We start from the raw sequence: 19,417 nt of genomic DNA on the forward strand, positions 1-19,417 counted from the left end.
CGTGGTGTATCGTGACTTGTTTTGAGAACCAGTTCTCAAATTTGCGAACTATATTGCTTGATCAACTATGGTCCTTGGCTTCATGTAACTTCTTCAAGGTCTCGATTGATAGTGAATTTAGTTGAGGTTGATCGCACCCTGAAAAATCAAGCGGCGGCAGTCGAATTAGCTTGTTTCGATCCGCAAAAGATTCTTTAGAGTCCCGACTTTCCAGCAATAAATCTTCCAATTTTTTCGCGATGAAAAGCAACTTTGATAAATCTCGGCGCCAGAATTTGTGCGAAACAAGAGCGAACTCACGATCACCACCGCCAGTTAGATACCACCGAACCGCTCCGCATAATTGCGCTATACAGCCATGGCTGTGTAGCGCCCCATGAATTCTTTTTGGTTGCTTGTAGAGCTCAGGCTTACTCGTCTTCTCAATAAAATGCCGACACCGTGTAACGCTAATCGAGGATGAATTGGTCGTAATCTCCATCCTGGCCAATAACAAAACGACTTCGCCTGCAGTGAGGACAATTTTCAATTCCTCGGGAATAGGATTTTTCTTCTTCGTATCATTCGCCTTAAGCTTATTGAGATAATTCTCGACACCCCCGGACGCCAGGAGTGAGGCTTCATCTGAACTATATAATTTTCGCTCATATGCCCTAAGCTTCTTCAGCCTAGCCCCCTCTGCTGTTGACGGATCGCTATCATTGTCCGCAAGCCTGTGCGCCATATCCAAGTGAAACTTAGATAGTGCCCGACTACGGGCTGCATTGTTGTGGCCGGCGGTTAACCAAGCAACAAGCCGGTAGTAGACGGCGCGACACTCTGGTCTAGTCCATTCGGCTGGCCGGTTTCCAATAATGCGCAAAAAGGGCGCTTCAAAAATCTCAATATTCCTGTCGTTCATTCGCTTCGCAACCAATTGCCGATGTGGTGGGCTCGGATAAGACCTGCGAATACAAAGCACGATGGCATGACACCTAGCTACTACTAGTATTTGCCATACAGCACTGTAGCTATTCTGTAGCTATGCCTAAAATGGCAATTCCTGAATTTAGTTTAAGTATTTGAAAAAACTGGCGCACCCGACAAGATTCGAACTTGTGACCTCTGCCTTCGGAGGGCAGCGCTCTATCCAGCTGAGCTACGGGTGCCAGGAGCCGGGGCGGACCATAGCCGAGGGGGCGGCAGCGGGCAAGGCCCGCCGGAATCGGCGATGAGCCGGCGCTGCCGGAATCCGGTGGATTTCCGCTTCAGGCTGCCGGCCGCCGGGTGAGTTCGAGGAACAGGTCTTCGAGGTCGGCTTCCTGGGTGGAGAGATCGAGAATCCTTAAGTTGGCCGCCTGGCAGCGCGCCAGCACGGCATCGAAGGGCAAGAGACTCGGGCGATACTGCAGCTTCAGACGCTTCGGCTCGAGCAATTCCGGGCCGAGATCGGCCAGCGCCTCGGGCGGCGCCTCAAGCGGCTCGGCCAGCGTGAGGATGACATCCTTGCGGTCGAGCTGGCCGATCAGCGCAGGCGTGCGGTCGCAGGCCACCACGCGGCCATGGTTGATGATGGCAACGCGGTCGCAGAGCGCCTCGGCTTCTTCCAAATAATGCGTGGTCAGCACCACCGTGGTGCCGGCTTGATTCAGCCGCCGCACATAGGCCCAGAGCTGCTGGCGCAATTCGATATCGACGCCGGCGGTCGGCTCGTCCAGCACCAGCACCGGCGGCGCATGCACCAGCGCCTTGGCCACCAGCAGCCGCCGCCGCATGCCGCCCGAAAGCGTGCGGGCATAGGCCTCGGCCTTCTCGGTGAGGCCGACGGCGGCGAGAATGGCGTCGGTCTGGCGTTCGGCCTTCGGCACACCGTAGAGGCCGGCCTGGAATTCCATCGCCTCGCGCGGCGTGAAGAAGGGATCGAGGTTGAGTTCCTGGGGCACCACGCCGATGGCGGCGCGGGCCCGGCGGGCATCGCTGTCGATATCATGGCCCCAGATCGCGGCAGAGCCAGAGGTCTTGCGCACCAGCCCGGCCAGGATGTTGATCAGGGTGGATTTGCCCGCCCCGTTCGGCCCCAGAAGACCGAAGAAGCTGCCCTTCGGAATCTCAAGATCGACGGCATCCAGGGCCAGCTTGGCGCGCGGGCCGGAACCATAGGTCTTGCTGAGCGCGGAAAGGCGGATGGCGGCGGGTTGGGACATGGTCGAGAGAAGAAAAAAACCGGAACAGATGGGTGCCTGAGACTGGCATCCGGCGTGGCGTTGGGCTAGGTATCACCCCATAACGCTGCGGTCAAATTCCGCCAGACGAGGGTCGCCATGGAACCAGTGGAAACCAAGGAAGTGGACAGCACCCGGATCGCCTGCGACGGCGATGGCGCCGCGCTGGGCCATCCGCGCATCTACCTCAATATGGGCGAGAAGACCGAGATCGACTGCCCCTATTGCGGCCGCCGCTATGTGCTGAAGGCCGGCGCTGCGGCGCACGCGCATTAAGCACCCGCTTGTGAGCGCCGCCCCGCATCGCCTCTATCTGGTCGACGGCTCGGGCTATATCTTCCGCGCCTATCATGCCCTGCCGCCGCTGACACGCAAAAGCGACGGCATGCCTATAGGTGCCGTTTCCGGCTTCTGCAACATGCTGGCGAGTTTGCGCGAACGCGCCGAGGCCGATGGCGCGCTGAGCCACATGGCGGTGATCTTCGATGCCGGCCGCGAGACCTTCCGCAACGAAATCTATCCCGCCTACAAGGCCAACCGCTCCGAGACGCCGGAAGACCTGATCCCGCAATTCGCGCCAATCCGCGATGCCGTGCGCGCCTTCTCGCTCGCCTGCATCGAGATGGAGGGCTTCGAGGCCGACGACCTGATCGCCACCTATGCCCGCCAGGCCCGCGAGCAGGGCATGGAAGTGGTGGTGGTTTCCTCCGACAAGGACCTGATGCAACTGGTGCGCCCCGGCGTGGCGCTCTATGACCCGATGAAGAACCGCAGCATCGGTGCGCCGGAAGTGATGGAAAAATTCGGCGTCGCGCCAGACAAGGTGGTGGATGTGCAGTCGCTGGCCGGCGACAGCACCGACAATGTGCCCGGCGTGCCCGGCATCGGCATCAAGACCGCGGCCGAACTGATCAACACCTATGGCGACCTCGACACGCTGCTGGCCCGCGCTGCCGAGATCAAGCAGCCGAAGCGGCGCGAAAGCCTGCTCAGCAATGCCGAGAAGGCCCGCATCAGCCGCCAGTTGGTGCTGCTGAAGGATGACGTGCCGGTGAAGGAGACGCTGGACGATTTCGCCATCCGCCCGCTCGACTGGCCGACGCTTGATGCCTTCCTCGCCTCGATGGAATTCCGCACCCTGCGCGGTCGCCTGGAAGCGCGCGTGAAGGGCCTGGTGCCGGTGAGCAAGGCTCAGCTCACCGATCCGGATACGGCGCGCCTGCAGGATGCAGCGGAAACGGCAGCGGCGCCGGCGGAAGCGCAGTATGAACTGGTGCAGGATCTGGAGCGACTGCAAGCCTGGATCCGCCGCGCGGTCAAGGCCGGCATCGTGGCGGTGGATACTGAGACCACCGACCTGATCGCCACCCGCGCCGAACTGGTCGGCGTGTCGATGAGTGTGGCGCCAGGCGAGGCCTGCTACATCCCGGTGGGGCATACGGCGCCGAACGGCGACGGCCTGGATCTTGGCGGCGGCGGCCGGCCGAAGCAGATTCCGCTGGATCAGGTGGTCGCTGCGCTGAAGCCGCTGCTGGCCGATGAAACCGTGCTGAAGATCGGCCAGAACATCAAATACGACATGGTGGTGCTGGCGCGCTACGGCCTCAGCGTGGCGCCCTATGACGACACCATGCTGCTGTCCTACACGCTGGATGCCGGCAAGCATAATCACAACATGGACGACCTGGCCGAACGCCATCTCGGCCATACCACGATCAAGTTCGACGACGTGACCGGCACCGGCAAGGCGCGCATCACGTTTGACCGCGTGCCGCTGGACAAGGCGCTGGCCTATGCCGCCGAGGATGCCGATATCACCCTGCGACTGCACCGCGCGCTGAAGCCACGGCTGCTGAGCGACAAGATGACCACGCTGTATGAGACCATCGAGCGGCCGATGCCGCGCGTGGTGGCGGCGATGGAGCTGGCCGGCGTGAAGGTGGACAAGGCCGAGCTTAATCGCCTGAGCGCCGATTTCGCCAACCGCATGGCTGCGCTGGAACGCGAGGCGCATGAACTGGCCGAGGAGAGCTTCAATCTCGGCTCGCCGAAGCAGCTAGGCGAAATCCTGTTCGACAAGATGTCGCTGCCCGGCGGCAAGAAGGGCAAGACCGGCGCCTATGGCACCGGCGCCGATGTGCTGGAAGAATTGGCAGCGGCAGGCCACAAGCTGCCGCAGGTGGTGCTGGACTGGCGCCAGTTGCAGAAGCTGAAGGGCACCTATACCGACGCGCTGCAGGAGCAGATCGGCAGCGATGGCCGCGTCCATACCTCCTATTCGCTGGCCGCCACCAGCACCGGCCGCTTTGCCTCTTCCGATCCCAACCTGCAGAATATCCCGATCCGCACCGAGGAAGGCCGCAAGATCCGCCGCGCCTTCGTGGCCGAACCGGGACACAAGCTGATCAGCGCCGACTATTCACAGATCGAATTGCGCATCCTGGCGCATATCGCCGATATCGGCGCGCTGAAGCAGGCCTTCCTTGATGGCGTGGACATCCATGCCCTGACCGCCAGCCAGGTATTCAACGTGCCGATCGAAGGCATGGACCCGATCGTGCGCCGTTCCGCCAAGGCGATCAATTTTGGCATCATCTATGGCATGAGCGCCTTTGGCCTCGCCGCCCAACTCGGCATCCCGCAGCGCGAGGCCGCTAACTATATCGATGCCTACTTCAAGCGCTATCCCGGCATCCGCGACTATATGGACCGGACCAAGAAGCAGGCGCATGAAATCGGTTATGTCAGCACGGCCTTCGGCCGCCGCATCCATCTACCGAACATCAACTCGAAGAATCCCGCCGAACGCTCCTTCCTGGAGCGCGCCGCGATCAACGCACCGATCCAGGGCACGGCGGCCGACGTGATCAAGCGCGCCATGGCCCGGCTGCCCGATGCGCTCCGTGCCGAGAAGCTGAGCGCCCGCATGCTGCTGCAGGTGCATGACGAACTGGTGTTCGAGGCTCCGGAGGCCGAGGTTGATGCAACCATCGCCATTGCCAAACGGGTGATGGAAGGCGCGGCAAGCTTGAGCGTGCCACTCGATGTCGAGGCCGGCGTCGGCGACAATTGGGACGACGCGCACTGAATGCCGCGCATGGATCCCGGCTTCGCACATTAAGTTGTGCTTATTCAGCCTGTTAACCATGCTGCTGAAGCATTTTGAAACTGTATTACCGTTAGTTCCAGGTTGACGCTGGCCCGCAGCAGAGGGAATCCTCTGCCCCGGCTTGCTACTCACAGCGTTTTTAGAGGCCAAGTCGTTCGCGCCATGGTTAATTGTGTTAACCGTGGATTGTTTGACCACCAGGAACTTTCATGCCCAAGCTTTCCTTCTCCACCATCGGCCGGCCGCTACGCATCGCGCTCGGGCTGTTCCTGCTGGCGCTGTTCGCCTACACCCTGCTGCCTGGCACAATCACCGGCGGCGGGCAAAGCGGCCGCATCAACGCCGAACTGATCACGCTGCGCTCGCCCATTGATGGCCGCGTCACTTTCAGCACCGCACGTATCGGCGAACGTGTTACCGCCGGGCAATCGCTGGCGACTGTCACCTCACCGCCGGACCGCGACGTGCGCCTTGCCGATCTGGAAGCCCAGTTCAAGGCACTGACTGAGCGCCTGGCCAGCATCACGGCGCAGCAGGAGGCCTTGTCGCCGATCGTGACGCGTCTGGATGGCGAGAATAAAGGCTTCCAGGCCGCCGTGATTGCCAGCCTGGATGCGCAGGTTGCCCAGGCCGTAGCCAAAGTGAAGCGTTCCGAAGCCGCCATCGTGCTGGCCGAAGCGCAATACAAGCGCATCCAGCCACTGGTCGCCGCCGCCTATGCCACGCCGGCGGAACTGGACCAGCGTCTCGCCACCCTGAATATCAGCCGCGCCGACCTGGCTGCTGACCAGAAGGCGCTGGAGCGCCTGCGCAAAGAGCGCGAAGCGGCGGAGAAAGGCATCTACCTCAACGACTCCTACAACAATGCCCCCTATTCGCAGCAGCGCCGCGACGATGTGGAATTGCAGCGCCTGACGCTTGCCACCCGCCGCGCCGACCTGGAAGCCGAGGTGGCGCAGCTTCGCCGCCAGGTGGAGGCCGAGCGCCGCCGCCGGCTGCAGGTGGATGGCGCGGTGATGCAGGCACCGGTTGCCGGCATCCTGTGGCGCCAGATGGAAAGCGAAGGCGCCACCATCGGCACCAGTGCGCCGCTTTTGCAGGTGGTGGATTGCGGCCGGTTGTTCTTTGAGGTGATCCAGGAGCGCCGTGGCGAGGAGACACCTGGCATCGGTACCAATGTCGAGATCAGCTTCCATGATGGCCGGCAGCAGACCTCGCGGCAGGCAAGGCTGGCAGCGATCCGAGGCGAGCAGGATAGCGACCGGGGCGACATCGCCATCGCCGGCAACCTGCAGGCCAGCCAGCTCCGCCTGATCTATGCCCTGGCGCCGGCAAGCGAGCCGACGCTGAGTTGCCCTGTCGGCCAGACCGGCTATCTCAGCAGCAGCGGCCCGGGCCTTGCCCGCCTGATTGCCAAAGCGCAGGCCGGCATCGACGGCATCATCGCGCGCTTCAAGCAATAACGCCGATGCAGGACTGGATCGCCTGGATTCCTGGCGCGGCGTTCCTCGCCGCCCTGCTGCTGTTGCTGCCGGCGATCTCGCCGAACAATCTGCTGGTGCGCCGCGCCTTGATCCTGCTCGTGCTGGCACTGTCGATCCGGTATTTCTGGTGGCGCATCGAAGACACCATCCCGGAGATCGAAAAGCCGCTGGATTTCATCTTCGGCCTGCTGTTCCTCGGCCTGGAACTGATGCTGGCCTTCAGCACCTATATGTGCCTGCTGACCTTCTGGCGCCACCGCGACAACCGCCCACAGGCCGAACGCAACGAAATCGAAAGCCACCGCCGCACCGATCTGCCGGCGGTGGATGTATTCATCCCCACCTATAACGAATCCTGGGAAGTGCTGGAACGCAGCATCCTCGGTGCCAAGGCGCTGGATTATCCGCATTTCAAGGTCTGGGTGCTGGATGACACGCGGCGCGACTGGCTGCAGGAAAAATGCGCCGAGATCGGCGTGCGCTACCTGCGGCGACCAGACAACAAGGGGGCCAAGGCTGGCAACCTGAATAACGCCCTGACTATCTCGAAGCAGGAAACCGGCGCTCCCTTCATCATGGTGCTGGACGCCGATTTCGTGCCGAAGCGAAATTTCCTGCGCCGTACCATCGGCTTCTTCGACGACCAGCGCGTAGCCCTGGTACAGACACCGCAATTCTTCTTCAACCCGAACATGCTGCAGCATAATTTCATGCTGTCGGAAAGCTGGGTCGATGAGCAGCGCTTCTTCTTCGATACGCTGCAGCCGGCGAAAGACGGCTGGGATGTATCCTATTGTTGCGGCACTTCCTTCGTGGCTCGCCGCGCCGCCATTGAGGCCGTCGGCGGCTACCCCACCGAGACCATCACCGAGGATATCCTGCTCAGCTTCAAGCTGATCGATACCGGCTATATCTCGCGCTATCTCAATGAGAAGCTGTCCACCGGCCTGGCACCAGAGACGATCAACGAATACATCAAGCAGCGCAGCCGCTGGGGCATCGGCGCCATCCAGTCGCTGTTCGTGCAGGTTGGCCCGTTCGGGCGCAACAACCTGAAGCCGTTGCAACGTCTGCTGTTTCTCGAGACCGCGAATTACTGGCTGAGCTTGCCGACCTTCTGCCTGTTCTCGTTATTCGCCCCCCTGCTCTACTGGTATGGCGGCATCTCGATCCTGCGTGCCGAGCTGGCGCCCTATACCTATCATTTCATCCCGGCCTTCTTCTCCTCCACAGCACTGTTCGTGTGGGTGTCATCGGGCCGTATCGTGCCAATTCTCACCGATCTCACTGAATTCATCTGCGCCTCGCGCGTCGCTCCCTCGGTATGGTCGGCCCTGCTGTTCCGCAAAGTGCAGCCTTTCCGCGTTACCGGCAAAGGCCTGCTTTCCACCAGCATCCAGGTCAACTGGCCGGTCTTCCTCGAGGCCGGCACCCTGTTCGTGCTGACCGCGGTGGCGGTGCTGGCCTTCCACAGCCATCTGATCGACGGCCTTTTGCCCGATGGCGGCGACCCGACGCTGTATGTGTTCTGGAGCTGCTGGAACCTGCTGATCCTGTCACTGGTGATGCTGCTGGCAATCGAACGCCCGCGCATGCGCCGCGAGGAGCGTTTCCTGATCGACGAGACGGTGCGGATCAACTGGCGCGGCGGCAGCCTGACTGCAAACCTTGCCGACATGTCTGTATCCGGCGCGCGGCTGATCATGGACCCGAACCAGGCAACCAAGCTGCGCGACGAAGCCGTGACGCTGGAAACCAGTGACTGCCCGGCACTTTCGGCGCAGGTGACCGATGCTGGCGGCAAGCATGTGCATCTGCGCTTCGATTCCGAGGAACAGCGCGCCAGCATCGTCACCAAGCTCTATACCGGCCCCTATGACAGTGTCGCCCGCCGCGCCAACATCGCCACGGCGCTTAAAGGCGTGTTCCGCAACGCCTTCGGCTTGGAACGCTAAATCGGCGCCACCACGAAAAACGGCGCCGGATTGCTCCGGCGCCGCCTGTCAGATCAAAGCTCGAGGAAGCCTCAGGCTTCGCTGGCCTTCTCTTCCGAGATCGCAGCCTGCGCCGCCGCGAGGCGGGCAATGGGCACGCGATAGGGCGAGCAGGACACGTAGTCGAGGCCGGCCTTGTGGAAGAAGCGCACAGAGGACGGGTCGCCGCCATGCTCGCCGCAGATGCCGAGCTTGATGCCCGGGCGGGCCTTGCGGCCACGCTCGACAGCAGTACGCACCAGTTCGCCGACACCCGACTGGTCGATGCTGACGAACGGATCGCGCTCGAAGATGCCGGCCTTGAGATAGTCTTCCATGAACAGGGCCGAGTCATCGCGGCTGATGCCCAGCGTGGTCTGGGTCAGGTCGTTGGTGCCGAAGGAGAAGAATTCGGCATGCTCGGCGATCTCGGCGGCGCGCAGAGCGGCACGCGGCAGTTCGATCATGGTGCCGACCAGATACTTCAGCTTCTTGCCGGTTTCCTTGGTGACGGCGGCAGCCACCGCATCCACACGGCGCTTCAGCACGTCGATTTCCACCTTGGTGGCAACCAGCGGGATCATCACCTCAGGCTCCACTGCCTTGCCGTTCTTCGAGGCTTCGACAGCGGCCTCGAAAATGGCCCGCGCCTGCATCTCGTAGATTTCCGGGAAGGAAATGCCGAGGCGGCAGCCGCGATGGCCGAGCATCGGGTTGGTCTCATGCAGCGCCTTGGCGCGCTCGCGCAGGGCATCGGCCGAGAGGCCCGAAGCCTTCGCCACGGCGGCGAAATCGGCATCGGTATGGGGCAGGAATTCATGCAGCGGCGGATCAAGCAGGCGGATCGTCACCGGGCGGCCGGCCATGATCTTGAACAACTTCACGAAGTCGCCGCGCTGCACCGGCAGCAGCTTGGCCAGCGCCTTCTTGCGGCCCTCCACATCGGCAGCGAGGATCATCTCGCGCACCGCCGTGATACGGTCGGCATCGAAGAACATATGCTCGGTGCGGCAGAGACCAATACCCTCGCAGCCAAACTTGACAGCGGCGGCGGCATCCGCCGGAGTCTCGGCATTGGTGCGCACCTTGAGGCGGCGCAGCTTGTCGGCCCAGCTCATCAGGGTGGCAAAATCGCCAGACAAAGCCGGCTCGATGGTCGGCACCAGGCCGAGGATCACTTCGCCGGTGGAACCGTCGATGGTGATGATATCGCCCTTGTTCACCACAGTGCCGCTCACCGTCATGCGGTTGGCGGCATAGTCGATGCGCAGCGCACCGGCACCCGAGACGCAGGGCCGGCCCATGCCGCGCGCCACCACGGCGGCGTGGCTGGTGGTGCCGCCGCGCGCCGTCAGAATGCCCTTGGCGGCATGCATGCCGTGAATGTCTTCCGGCGACGTCTCGATGCGCACCAGGATGACGGCTTCGCCCGAAGCAGCCAGCTTCTCGGCCTCATCGGCATTGAACACCACCTTGCCGGCGGCGGCGCCCGGCGACGCAGCCAGGCCCTTGGCGATCACGGTGCGCGGCGCCTTCGGATCCGGCGTCGGGTGCAGCAACTGGTCCAGCGAAGCCGGATCGATGCGGGTGACCGCCTCAGCCTGGCTGATCAGCTTTTCCTTCACCATGTCCACCGCGATCTTCAGCGCGGCCTTGGCGGTGCGCTTGCCCGAACGGGTCTGCAGCATCCACAGCTTGCCCTGCTGCACGGTGAACTCGATATCCTGCATGTCGCGGTAATGCTTCTCGAGCTTCTGGAACACGTCCGTGAGCTGCTTGAAGGTGCCCGGCATGGTTTCCTGCATGGACGGCATGTCGTTGCCGACCTTGAGGCGCGCCACCTTGGTGAGCTGCTGCGGCGTGCGGATACCCGCCACCACGTCCTCACCCTGGGCATTGATCAGGTATTCGCCGTAGAAGGCCTTCTCACCGGTGGAGGGATCACGGGTGAAGGCGACACCGGTGCAGGAGGTGTCGCCCATATTGCCGAACACCATGGCCTGCACGTTCACCGCCGTACCCCAGCTTTCCGGGATATGGTTCAGCGTGCGGTAGGTGATGGCGCGGTTATTCATCCAGCTTGAGAACACGGCACCGATGGCGCCCCAGAGCTGGTCGCGCACATCCTGCGGGAAGGGCTTGCCCAGTTCTTCCTTCACCTTGGCCTTGTAGGCGACAACCAGCGTCTTCCAATCCTCGGCGGTCAATTCGGTATCGAGCGTGAGGCCCTTGTCTTCCTTGTGCATTTCGAGCAGTTCCTCGAAATGCTCGTGGCCGACATCCAGCACCACGTTGGAATACATCTGGATGAAGCGGCGGTAGCTGTCCCAGGCGAAACGCTCGTTGCCCGACTGCTTGGCCAGCGCCTGCACCGTGGTGTCGTTGAGGCCGAGATTCAGCACCGTATCCATCATGCCCGGCATCGAGGCACGGGCGCCCGAGCGCACCGAGACCAGCAGCGGCATCACGGAATCGCCGAACTTGGCGCCAACCAGCTTTTCGATCCGCGCCAGGGCGGTATCCACCTGGGCCTTCAGCTCGGCCGGATACTTGCGGCCATTCTTGTAGAAGGCGGTGCAGACTTCGGTGGTGATGGTGAAGCCCGGCGGCACCGGCAGGCCGAGATTGCTCATCTCGGCGAGATTGGCGCCCTTGCCGCCCAGCAGCTCGCGCATCTCGGAACGGCCATCGGCGCGGCCATCGCCGAAGGAATAGACCAGCTTGCCCTTCGTCGCGGCCTTCGGCGCAGCGACCTTCTTGGCCGCAACCTTCTTCGGCGCAGCCTTCTTGGCCACGACTTTCTTGGCTACGGTCTTCTTCACGGTTTTCGACTTGGTCTTGGGCTTAGCCATGACGAAATCATCCCTCGATTTGCGAAAAGTCGGCGATACGATCCATGCTGCCGGCGACAGCGGCAAGCAGGCTTAAGCGGTTGCGGCGCAGGGCCGCGTCTTCGGCATTGACGGTGACGCGCTCGAAGAAGGCATCCACCGGCTGGCGCATCAGGGCCAGCGCGGCGAGATACTTGGCGAAGCCGACAGCATCAGTGGCACCAGCGCCCTCGGCGCGGCCGATCTCGGCCAGGCAGGCGGCCAGCGCCTTCTCTTCGATCTGGCTGAGGAAACCTTCCGCCACATCGCTGAGCGGCAGGTCCGGCGTCTTTTTCAGCTCGGCGCGGACAATGTTATTGGCGCGGCGATAGGCGGTCAGCAGGTTGCCACCATCCTGGGAGGCCAGGAAGGCACCCAGCGCCTCGGCCTTGGCCACCACGCGCAGCAGGTCATCATCGCCGCCAATGGCGAACACGGCGCTGATCACATCATGCCGCACGCCCTTCTCGCGCAGGAACACCTTGAGGCGGTCGACGAAGAAGCGCAGCAATTCATCCGGCACATCGCGGCCCGCATCGGCCTTGGCCGAATGCAGCGACAGCGCCGAGGCGAATAGCGGCTTCAGCGCGATGCTGAGCTTGTTTTCCAGGATGATACGGATAACGCCCAGCGCGGCACGGCGCAGCGCATAAGGATCCTTGGAACCGGTCGGCTTCTCGTCGATGGCGAAGAAGCCGGTAAGAATGTCGATCTTGTCGGCCAGCGCGACGCTCACCGCCACCGGATCCGAGGGGCAGCGGTCGGTCGGGCCCTGCGGCGAGTAATGCTGCGCGATGGCTTCCGCCACCGCATCGGACTCGCCGTCATGGCGCGCATAATAGCGGCCCATGATGCCCTGCAATTCGGGGAATTCACCGACCAGGCCGGTGAGCAGATCGGCCTTGGCAAGCTCTGCGCCACGGCGGGCCTGCTTGGTATCGGCGCCGACCAGGCCGGCAATCTCGAAGGCCAGGCGCTCGATACGCGCCGACTTCTCGGCCAGCGTGCCGAGCTTGGCATGGAACACGATGTCCTTGAGGCCCGGCAGGCGGGCATCAAGGCGCTGCTTGCGGTCCTGGTCCCAGAAGAACTTGGCATCCGAAAGGCGCGCGGCGAGCACGCGCTCGTTGCCGGCGACGACCTGCTTGCCACCATCGTTGGTCAACGTGTTGGCAACGATGACAAAGCGCGGCGCCAGCCGGCCCTCGGCATCGTTCAGCGAGAAATACTTCTGATGCGTGCGCATCGCCGTGGTCAGCACTTCGCGCGGCACATCCATGAAGGCCTGCGGGATTGCGCCGAGCAGCACCACCGGCTGCTCCACCAGGCCCGCGACTTCATCGGCCAGGCCCGGATCGTCAACCAGGGTGAGCTTCTCGTTGCCGGCAGCGAAGGCCGCATCCTTGAGGATCAATTCACGGCGGGCATTGAAATCCGGCTCGACATAGGCGCCGCGCAGGCTGCGCAGCCAATCGGCGGCATCGCGCACCACCAGGCGCTTCGGCGCCATGAAGCGGTGGCCATGGGTGCTGTCGCCGGCCTTGAGATGGCCGAAGCTGAACGGCACCACCTGGCCTTCGAACAGGCAGAGGATGCTGTGCAGCGGGCGCACCCAGCGCAAGGAGTGATCGGCCCAGCGCATCGATTTCGGCCAGGGCAGCGCAGCCAGTGCCGTGGGCAGCAATTCCTGCAGCACTTCGGCAGTGGCACGGCCCTGCTTCTCGATCACCGCGAACCAGAATTCGCCCTTGCCGGTATCGCGCTTCTCGCACTGCTCCAGGCTGGTGAGCCCGGCCGAACGCAGGAACCCCTGCACGGCCTGATCCGGCGAGCCGACGCGCGGCCCCTTCTTCTCTTCACGAATATCGGACTGGGCGCGCGGCAGGCCCTTCACCACCAGCGCCAGACGGCGCGGCGTGCAATAGGCGGTGGCTTCGGTGAAGCCCAGGCTGGCCTGGCGCAGGCCATCGCTGACCAGGCGCTGCAGATCCTCGGCAGCACGCTGCTGCATCCGTGCCGGAATTTCCTCGCTATGTAGCTCGAGCAGCAATTCGCCGAGCATCACGGCGTTCCTTCCGGCAGATGGCCGCGCGAACGCAGCCATTGGGTGCAGCAGGCCTTGGCTAGCGCCCGCACACGGCCGATATAGGCGGCGCGCTCGGTGACGCTGATAACGCCGCGCGCATCCAGCAGATTGAAGGTGTGGCTGGCTTTCATGCACTGGTCGTAGGCCGGCAGCGCCAGGCCGACTGCGACCAGCCGGTTGCACTCGGCTTCCACATCGTTGAAGCGGCGGAATAGCTGCTCGGTATCGGCGTGTTCGAAATTGTAGGCGGAGAATTCCTGTTCGGCCTGCAGGAACACATCGCCATAGCTGACACCACGGCCGTTGAAATCCAGATCGTAGACGCGATCCTTGCCCTGGATATACATCGCCAGGCGCTCAAGCCCGTAGGTGATCTCGGCGGAAACCGGCGAACAGTCGTAGCCGCCGACCTGCTGGAAATAGGTGAACTGCGTCACCTCCATGCCATCGCACCAGACTTCCCAGCCCAGGCCCCAGGCGCCAAGCGTCGGGCTTTCCCAATCGTCTTCCACAAAACGGATGTCATGGCGCTTGTGGTCGATGCCGAGTACGGCCAACGAGTCGAGATAAAGGTCGAGCACATTCGCCGGGCTCGGCTTCAGGATCACCTGGAACTGATAGTAATGCTGCAGGCGGTTCGGGTTCTCGCCGTAGCGGCCATCCTTGGGGCGGCGCGAGGGCTGCACATAGGCCGCGTTCCACGGTTCAGGACCCAATGCGCGCAACGTGGTGGCGGGATGGAAGGTGCCGGCGCCGACTTCCATGTCGTAGGGCTGCAGAATCGTGCAGCCCTGACGCGCCCAATAGCCTTGCAGCGCAAGAATCAGGTCCTGGAAAGCGTGTGATACGGGCTGTCCGGTGGGCGCCATTATGCTGCCGATCCGTGCCAGGGGTGACGGAAAATCGGGCGGACCTTAAAGGCCGTGCCGCCCCCGGTCAAGCGCCCGCCAGAACTGCATTTTTGCACTGCGGAATAGGTTTTTCACGCCGCCCGAGTCGCAGCGCGTTCAGGCCAGCGTGTGAATCACGGCCCGCCGTGATTCAGGCCCGCGTTGTGGGACAGCCAGGCGTCTCGCAGGGCGTGGTGACACCGACCGGCCGGTAGGTGCCGCAGCCGGGACAGGCAACCATGTCCTCACCGCCCATTTCGGCTGCCTGACTCGGCCTCGGGGCCTCCGCCGGAGGCTTCGCCTGCTCGCGCAGCTTGGCCTCTTCGGCAGCCTTCAGCTTTGCCTCTTCCAGGCGGTTGTAATAGCGGTAGCCATAATAGGCTGCGGCGATCACGCCGATCAGCAGCAGGTATTTAAGCATCGTGTCGGGTCATCCGGCCCTGTTTCGCCATTCCATTCAGCCATTCTATATGGGCAGTGCCGCGCCGTCGCGCAATACGGCATCGATTTCCGGGAAATAGCCGCCATCCGGGCGGTGCAGCACCAGGCCGGGCCGCAAAGTGAGCGGCGCCTTGCCACCCTTCACGGCGCGCAGGATCAGCCGTTTCGCTGCCTGGCCGGGCTTGGAATGCAGCGGAATCACCTCGATGCCACCGGCTTTTGGCTCCAGCGCGGCCAGCAGGGCACCCAATTGTTCCACCCGCTGGATCAAGGTGAGCCGTCCGCCGGGCCGGCAATAGCGCAGCATGGCGCCGATCCAGGCGGTGGCATCGGCCCCGGCGGCTAAATCCCCCTTTACCCCCCCATGGCGGGCCAGGGCGCGGCCGGGATCCGTCGCCACCCGGTGGCGAGCCGGGTCGAAATAGGGCGGATTGGCGAAAACCTGATCGTAGCTGTTTGGCGCCACCCCCGGTCCTAAGCTTTTGCGCTCGCGCAGGTCGCCGGCAAAGGCCCGCAGCCGCTGCTCCTGGCCATTGGCGGCGATATTGCCTTGTGCCAGCGCCACCAGGCCCGGCTGCAATTCAATGCCATCCACCTCGAGCCCCGGCACCCGGGCGGCGAGGCAGAGCATGGCCACCCCGGTGCCGCAGCCCAGTTCCAGCACCCGCTGGCCGCGCCGCGCCGGCACGGCGGCCGCCAGCATCACCGCATCGGCGCTGGCCCGCTGGCCCTTGCGCGGCTGCTTAAGCTGCACCCGGCCGCCCAGCAGCGCATCCAGGGTGGTATCCTGGGCGAAATCGGCCGATTCCCGGTCAGTCACACACAGCCTCGTGCAGCGCCCGGCGCTTGACCACGAGAGCATGCCAACTATGCTCCGACAAACGCGTTTTCAGTCTTGCCACAGGAATTGCCCCAGTGTCGCAACCGGCCCCGATCATCATGCCGAGCCCCGGCGGCACCCCCAGCATAGAGCCGCTGCGCCGCCTTGTCGCGGCCGAGATGGACGCATGCAACCGCGAGATCATCGCCCGCATGCAGAGCGATGTGCAGTTGATTCCGCAACTGGCGCACCACCTGATCGCATCCGGCGGCAAGCGTATCCGCCCGCTGCTGACGCTCGGCGCCGCCAAGCTCTGCGGTTACGAGGGGGATAAACAGATCCTGCTCGCCGCCTGCGTCGAATTCATCCATACCGCCACGCTGCTGCATGACGATGTGGTGGACGAATCCGAGCGCCGCCGTGGTGCTGAAACCGCCAATGTGGTGTGGGGCAACCAGGCCTCCGTGCTGGTGGGCGATTTCCTGTTCAGCCGCGCCTTCCAGCTCATGGTGGAATCCGGCTCGCTGGAGGTGCTGCGCATCCTGGCCGGCGCCTCCGCCGTGATTGCCGAGGGCGAAGTGCTGCAGCTGATGACCGCCAATGACATGGATTCCACCGAAGCCGATTACCTCAAGGTGATCGAGAGCAAGACGGCGGCCCTGTTCGCCGCCGCCTGCCGCGTTGGCGCCGTGGTGGCGGACCGGCCGTTGGCCGAGGCCGAGGCGATGGATGCCTATGGCCGCGATCTCGGCATCGCTTTCCAGCTCATCGACGACGCCCTGGATTACGCTTCCGACGGCGCCACCCTGGGCAAGAATACCGGCGATGATTTCCGCGAAGGCAAGGTGACCCTGCCCGTCGTGCTGGCCTTCAACCGCGGCTCGGAGGCTGAGCGCGCTTTCTGGCGCCGGGTGATCGAGACCCCGGAGCAGCAGACGCCGGAGGATTTCGCCGAGGCTTTGCGCCTGATGCGCCAGCACGGCGCCCTGGCCGAGACCCTGGAACGTGCCCGCCGCTATGGCGCCCAGGCCAAGGCTCAACTTGCCGGCTTCAAGCCCGGCGCGATGCGCGACGCTCTCGCCGAGGCGGTGGATTTCGCAATCCACAGAGCGCTTTAACCCCTGTAACAGGACTGCCGCGATTTCCCCCGGCCACCGCTTGAACCGGGGGCGGCTAGGCGCTATACAAACGCCCGCAACCGCCGGACGGAGTGTAGCTCAGCCTGGTAGAGCACTAGCTTCGGGAGCTAGGGGCCGGAGGTTCGAATCCTCTCACTCCGACCAGGCGGTTGCCGGAACCACGCGTTTCCGAACAGTCTCCCGATAGAGAATGTAGAGACCGCTGGCGATCACGATTGCGGCGCCAGCCCAGGTCCACATATCGGGAAAATCCCCGAACAGATACCAGCCGAGCAGCACCGACCACAGCAGGTGGGTATAGTCGAACGGCGCCACGATGGATGCCGCCGCCAATGAGAAGGCGCGGGTCATGAATAGCTGCGCCAGGCCGCCGAGCAGGCCGACGCCGATCAGCAACGGCCAGTCGGCAGCCGTGGGCGCCACCCAGAACCATGGCATCAGCAGGCCGGTATAGATGGTGCAGAAGCCGGTAAAGTAGAAAGCCGTGGTCACCGAGTTCTCGGTGGCGGTGAGCTTGCGGATCTGGATCAGCGCCATCGAATAGAAGAAGGTGGCCAGCACCACGAGCAGCGAAGCGGCGGGAATACCACCCTCGCCCTGGCCAGGCCGCAGGATCACCAGCATGCCGAGGAAGCCGACCAGAATGGCCGACCAGCGGTGCGGCCCGACCTTTTCCTTCAGCAGCCAGACCGAGAGCACGGCTACGAAGATCGGCGCCGAGAAGGAAATCGCGGTGACATCGGCCAGCGGCAGCGTGCGGTAGGAATAGAAGAAGCACAGCATCGCCAGGCAGCCATAGATCGAACGGATGCCGTGGCCGGCCAGCCGCCTGGTATGCAACGAAGCAATGCCGCCGCCATTGCGCCAGAGCATGAACAGGATCGGCGGAAAGGCGAAGAAACTGCGGCAGAACATGATCTGCGCCGTGGGATAGCTGCCGGCCAGCCACTTCACCAGCGCATCCATGACGCCGAATACTGCCGCCGCCATCACCATGTAGCCGATGCCGATCGCCGTCTGGCGTTCCTGGGACATGACCGGAGATATGGCCGAAGACATGCTGCGATACCGTGAAGAAAAAGCCCGGCATGGTTTTGCCATGCCGGGCCAGGATTTGCACCCCTCGCGGGGCCGAGCTTCAGTTCAAGAAATCATCAGCTCAGTGAATCCGTGACACGTACCCAGCGACCGCTCTTCACCTGCACCATGAACACGGAATCCGTGCCATGGCGCTTGCCGGCGCCAAACGTCATCACCGGGCCGCCGAAGATATCCGCATAGCCCTGGATCGATTCCATGGCCTTGAGGAAACCCTCGGTAGTGAGGTCCTTGCCGGCGCGATCGAGCCCCATGACAACTAGATCGGCCGCAACATAGGAGAACTGCGCCGCCGGGTTCGGATCGGTATTGAACTTGGCATGATAGCGCTCGACCCATTGCCGGATCGCCGGATTGGGCGAGTCACGATACGGCGCCTCGATCTGCGTCATGGTGTAGAGGCCCTCCGTGGCACCGCCCGGCGCACTCGAGACGTTAAGATCGAAGGTGGCGGTGCTGCCCACCATATCGACATTCCAGCCCATCTTCTTGGCCGTGGACGGCGCGCCGATGGAATCGCGGATGATGGCGCCCAGCACGATCAGATCGCAATTTGCCGCGCGCAGGCGAGTAAGCTGTGCGGTGAAATCCGTATCGGTGGGTTTGTGCGTGGCGGTTTCCACCAGCTTAATATTCATCGCCTGGGTCTGATCCCGCGCGCCCTCGAAAATCTCGCGGCCATAATCGGTGTCCTGGTATAGCGCGCAGATATTCTTCTTGCCCTTCTGCTCGACGAAATACTTCACCGCGCCACGCATCTGGGCGTAGTAGGAGGCGCCGGCAGCCCATTTCAACGGATGGAACGGCTCGTAAAGCTGCCGCGCCCAGGATAGCGGAAACATGTTCGGCACACCGAGCTTGATGGCATCCGGGATCACCGCATTGTTCATCGGCGTGCCGGCGCCAAGCAGCAGCAGCATCGCCTTGTCGCGGTTCAACAGCTTGTTCGCCGCCTGCACCGCGCGCGGCACCTGATACTGGCTGTCCTCGATGACATAGCGGATCTTGCGGCCATGGATGCCGCCGGCCGCATTCACCTCATCGAAGCGCATGCGTGCCGCATTGGAGGAATGCACCCCGAAAGCCGCAGCCACGCCGGAAAGATCGGTATGGGTACCGATGATGATCTCGGTCTTGGTGATGCCTTGGCCCTTGCCCTGGGATTGCGCCGGCGCAGCGGTGAATGTGACGATGGCGGCACCGCACAGCATGGTGGCCGCGATACGAACGCGGGTAGCGGACATGAGACCTCCCTGGTCGTCTTTTTGTTTTGTGTTACGCGGAAACAAAAAACGGCCGGCGGTTT

At 63.1% G+C, this 19,417-nt stretch carries 14 protein-coding genes and 2 tRNA genes; 6 read left to right on the top strand and 10 right to left on the bottom strand.

What is annotated here, in order from left to right:
• Positions 1–61: 61 nt before the first annotated feature.
• The 3 genes from V6B08_RS15755 to V6B08_RS15765 form a co-directional block, all read right to left on the bottom strand.
• A complete protein-coding gene (locus V6B08_RS15755; RefSeq protein WP_341982584.1) occupies positions 62–901 on the bottom strand; it encodes a hypothetical protein in 840 nt (279 codons plus the stop codon).
• Between the two features lie 170 nt (positions 902–1,071).
• Positions 1,072–1,148 (bottom strand) — tRNA-Arg (locus V6B08_RS15760).
• Positions 1,149–1,247: 99 nt separating this feature from the next.
• The gene (locus V6B08_RS15765; protein ID WP_341982586.1) at positions 1,248–2,183 is read right to left on the bottom strand and encodes an ABC transporter ATP-binding protein; all 936 of its coding nucleotides are present in this window, start codon (positions 2,181–2,183) and stop codon (positions 1,248–1,250) included.
• Positions 2,184–2,300: 117 nt separating this feature from the next.
• On the opposite strand from V6B08_RS15765, the gene V6B08_RS15770 reads away from it, so the two are divergent.
• From V6B08_RS15770 to V6B08_RS15785, 4 genes are all read left to right on the top strand, one after another.
• A complete protein-coding gene (locus V6B08_RS15770) occupies positions 2,301–2,477 on the top strand; it encodes a zinc-finger domain-containing protein (protein ID WP_341982588.1) in 177 nt (58 codons plus the stop codon).
• A gap of 10 nt (positions 2,478–2,487) precedes the next feature.
• Positions 2,488–5,289, top strand: a complete 2,802-nt coding sequence (polA, locus tag V6B08_RS15775) for a DNA polymerase I (protein WP_341982590.1) — start codon at positions 2,488–2,490, stop codon at positions 5,287–5,289.
• Between the two features lie 230 nt (positions 5,290–5,519).
• The gene (locus tag V6B08_RS15780; protein ID WP_341982592.1) at positions 5,520–6,773 is read left to right on the top strand and encodes an HlyD family secretion protein; all 1,254 of its coding nucleotides are present in this window, start codon (positions 5,520–5,522) and stop codon (positions 6,771–6,773) included.
• A 5-nt stretch (positions 6,774–6,778) separates the two neighbouring features.
• Positions 6,779–8,749, top strand: a complete 1,971-nt coding sequence (locus V6B08_RS15785; protein ID WP_341982594.1) for a glycosyltransferase — start codon at positions 6,779–6,781, stop codon at positions 8,747–8,749.
• Positions 8,750–8,820: 71 nt separating this feature from the next.
• Here the strand turns inward: V6B08_RS15785 and ppdK are convergent, their stop codons facing one another.
• The 5 genes from ppdK to V6B08_RS15810 all read right to left on the bottom strand — a co-directional run bounded on the left by ppdK (position 8,821) and on the right by V6B08_RS15810 (position 15,874).
• Positions 8,821–11,619 carry a pyruvate, phosphate dikinase gene (gene ppdK / locus V6B08_RS15790; protein WP_341982596.1) on the bottom strand — a complete coding sequence of 933 codons (2,799 nt, stop codon included), beginning with the start codon at positions 11,617–11,619 and terminating at the stop codon, positions 8,821–8,823.
• 7 nt (positions 11,620–11,626) lie between these two features.
• A complete protein-coding gene (gene glyS / locus V6B08_RS15795; protein ID WP_341982598.1) occupies positions 11,627–13,699 on the bottom strand; it encodes a glycine--tRNA ligase subunit beta in 2,073 nt (690 codons plus the stop codon).
• Positions 13,699–14,592 carry a glycine--tRNA ligase subunit alpha gene (locus V6B08_RS15800; protein WP_341982600.1) on the bottom strand — a complete coding sequence of 298 codons (894 nt, stop codon included), beginning with the start codon at positions 14,590–14,592 and terminating at the stop codon, positions 13,699–13,701. Before V6B08_RS15800 ends, glyS begins: the two co-directional genes overlap by 1 nt.
• Before the next feature lie 172 nt (positions 14,593–14,764).
• Positions 14,765–15,034, bottom strand: a complete 270-nt coding sequence (locus V6B08_RS15805; protein WP_341982602.1) for a hypothetical protein — start codon at positions 15,032–15,034, stop codon at positions 14,765–14,767.
• 45 nt (positions 15,035–15,079) lie between these two features.
• Entirely contained in the window at positions 15,080–15,874 is a 795-nt protein-coding gene (locus tag V6B08_RS15810; protein ID WP_341982604.1) for a tRNA1(Val) (adenine(37)-N6)-methyltransferase, read from the bottom strand.
• A gap of 119 nt (positions 15,875–15,993) precedes the next feature.
• On the opposite strand from V6B08_RS15810, the gene V6B08_RS15815 reads away from it, so the two are divergent.
• Positions 15,994–16,992, top strand: a complete 999-nt coding sequence (locus tag V6B08_RS15815) for a polyprenyl synthetase family protein (protein WP_341983500.1) — start codon at positions 15,994–15,996, stop codon at positions 16,990–16,992.
• An 88-nt stretch (positions 16,993–17,080) separates the two neighbouring features.
• Positions 17,081–17,157 (top strand) — tRNA-Pro (locus tag V6B08_RS15820).
• Here the strand turns inward: V6B08_RS15820 and V6B08_RS15825 are convergent.
• The gene (locus V6B08_RS15825) at positions 17,146–18,048 is read right to left on the bottom strand and encodes a DMT family transporter (RefSeq protein WP_341982605.1); all 903 of its coding nucleotides are present in this window, start codon (positions 18,046–18,048) and stop codon (positions 17,146–17,148) included. The two genes, V6B08_RS15820 and V6B08_RS15825, sit on opposite strands and share 12 nt — an antisense overlap.
• Positions 18,049–18,167: 119 nt before the next feature.
• Positions 18,168–19,355 carry an ABC transporter substrate-binding protein gene (locus tag V6B08_RS15830; RefSeq protein WP_341982607.1) on the bottom strand — a complete coding sequence of 396 codons (1,188 nt, stop codon included), beginning with the start codon at positions 19,353–19,355 and terminating at the stop codon, positions 18,168–18,170.
• Between the last annotated feature and the right edge of the window lie 62 nt (positions 19,356–19,417).

This window comes from Ferrovibrio sp. MS7 (genome assembly GCF_038404985.1).
GTDB lineage: Bacteria > Pseudomonadota > Alphaproteobacteria > Ferrovibrionales > Ferrovibrionaceae > Ferrovibrio > Ferrovibrio plantarum.

Bases quoted from the DNA above. Each gene is read 5' to 3' on its own strand.
- V6B08_RS15755 (WP_341982584.1), bottom strand. From the start codon at position 901: ATGAACGACAGGAATATTGAGATTTTTGAAGCGCCCTTTTTGCGCATT.
- V6B08_RS15765 (WP_341982586.1), bottom strand. From the start codon at position 2,183: ATGTCCCAACCCGCCGCCATCCGCCTTTCCGCGCTCAGCAAGACCTAT.
- V6B08_RS15770 (WP_341982588.1), top strand. From the start codon at position 2,301: ATGGAACCAGTGGAAACCAAGGAAGTGGACAGCACCCGGATCGCCTGC.
- V6B08_RS15780 (WP_341982592.1), top strand. From the start codon at position 5,520: ATGCCCAAGCTTTCCTTCTCCACCATCGGCCGGCCGCTACGCATCGCG.
- V6B08_RS15785 (WP_341982594.1), top strand. From the start codon at position 6,779: ATGCAGGACTGGATCGCCTGGATTCCTGGCGCGGCGTTCCTCGCCGCC.
- ppdK (WP_341982596.1), bottom strand. From the start codon at position 11,619: ATGGCTAAGCCCAAGACCAAGTCGAAAACCGTGAAGAAGACCGTAGCC.
- glyS (WP_341982598.1), bottom strand. From the start codon at position 13,699: ATGCTCGGCGAATTGCTGCTCGAGCTACATAGCGAGGAAATTCCGGCA.
- V6B08_RS15800 (WP_341982600.1), bottom strand. From the start codon at position 14,592: ATGGCGCCCACCGGACAGCCCGTATCACACGCTTTCCAGGACCTGATT.
- V6B08_RS15805 (WP_341982602.1), bottom strand. From the start codon at position 15,034: ATGCTTAAATACCTGCTGCTGATCGGCGTGATCGCCGCAGCCTATTAT.
- V6B08_RS15815 (WP_341983500.1), top strand. From the start codon at position 15,994: ATGCCGAGCCCCGGCGGCACCCCCAGCATAGAGCCGCTGCGCCGCCTT.
- V6B08_RS15825 (WP_341982605.1), bottom strand. From the start codon at position 18,048: ATGTCCCAGGAACGCCAGACGGCGATCGGCATCGGCTACATGGTGATG.
- V6B08_RS15830 (WP_341982607.1), bottom strand. From the start codon at position 19,355: ATGTCCGCTACCCGCGTTCGTATCGCGGCCACCATGCTGTGCGGTGCC.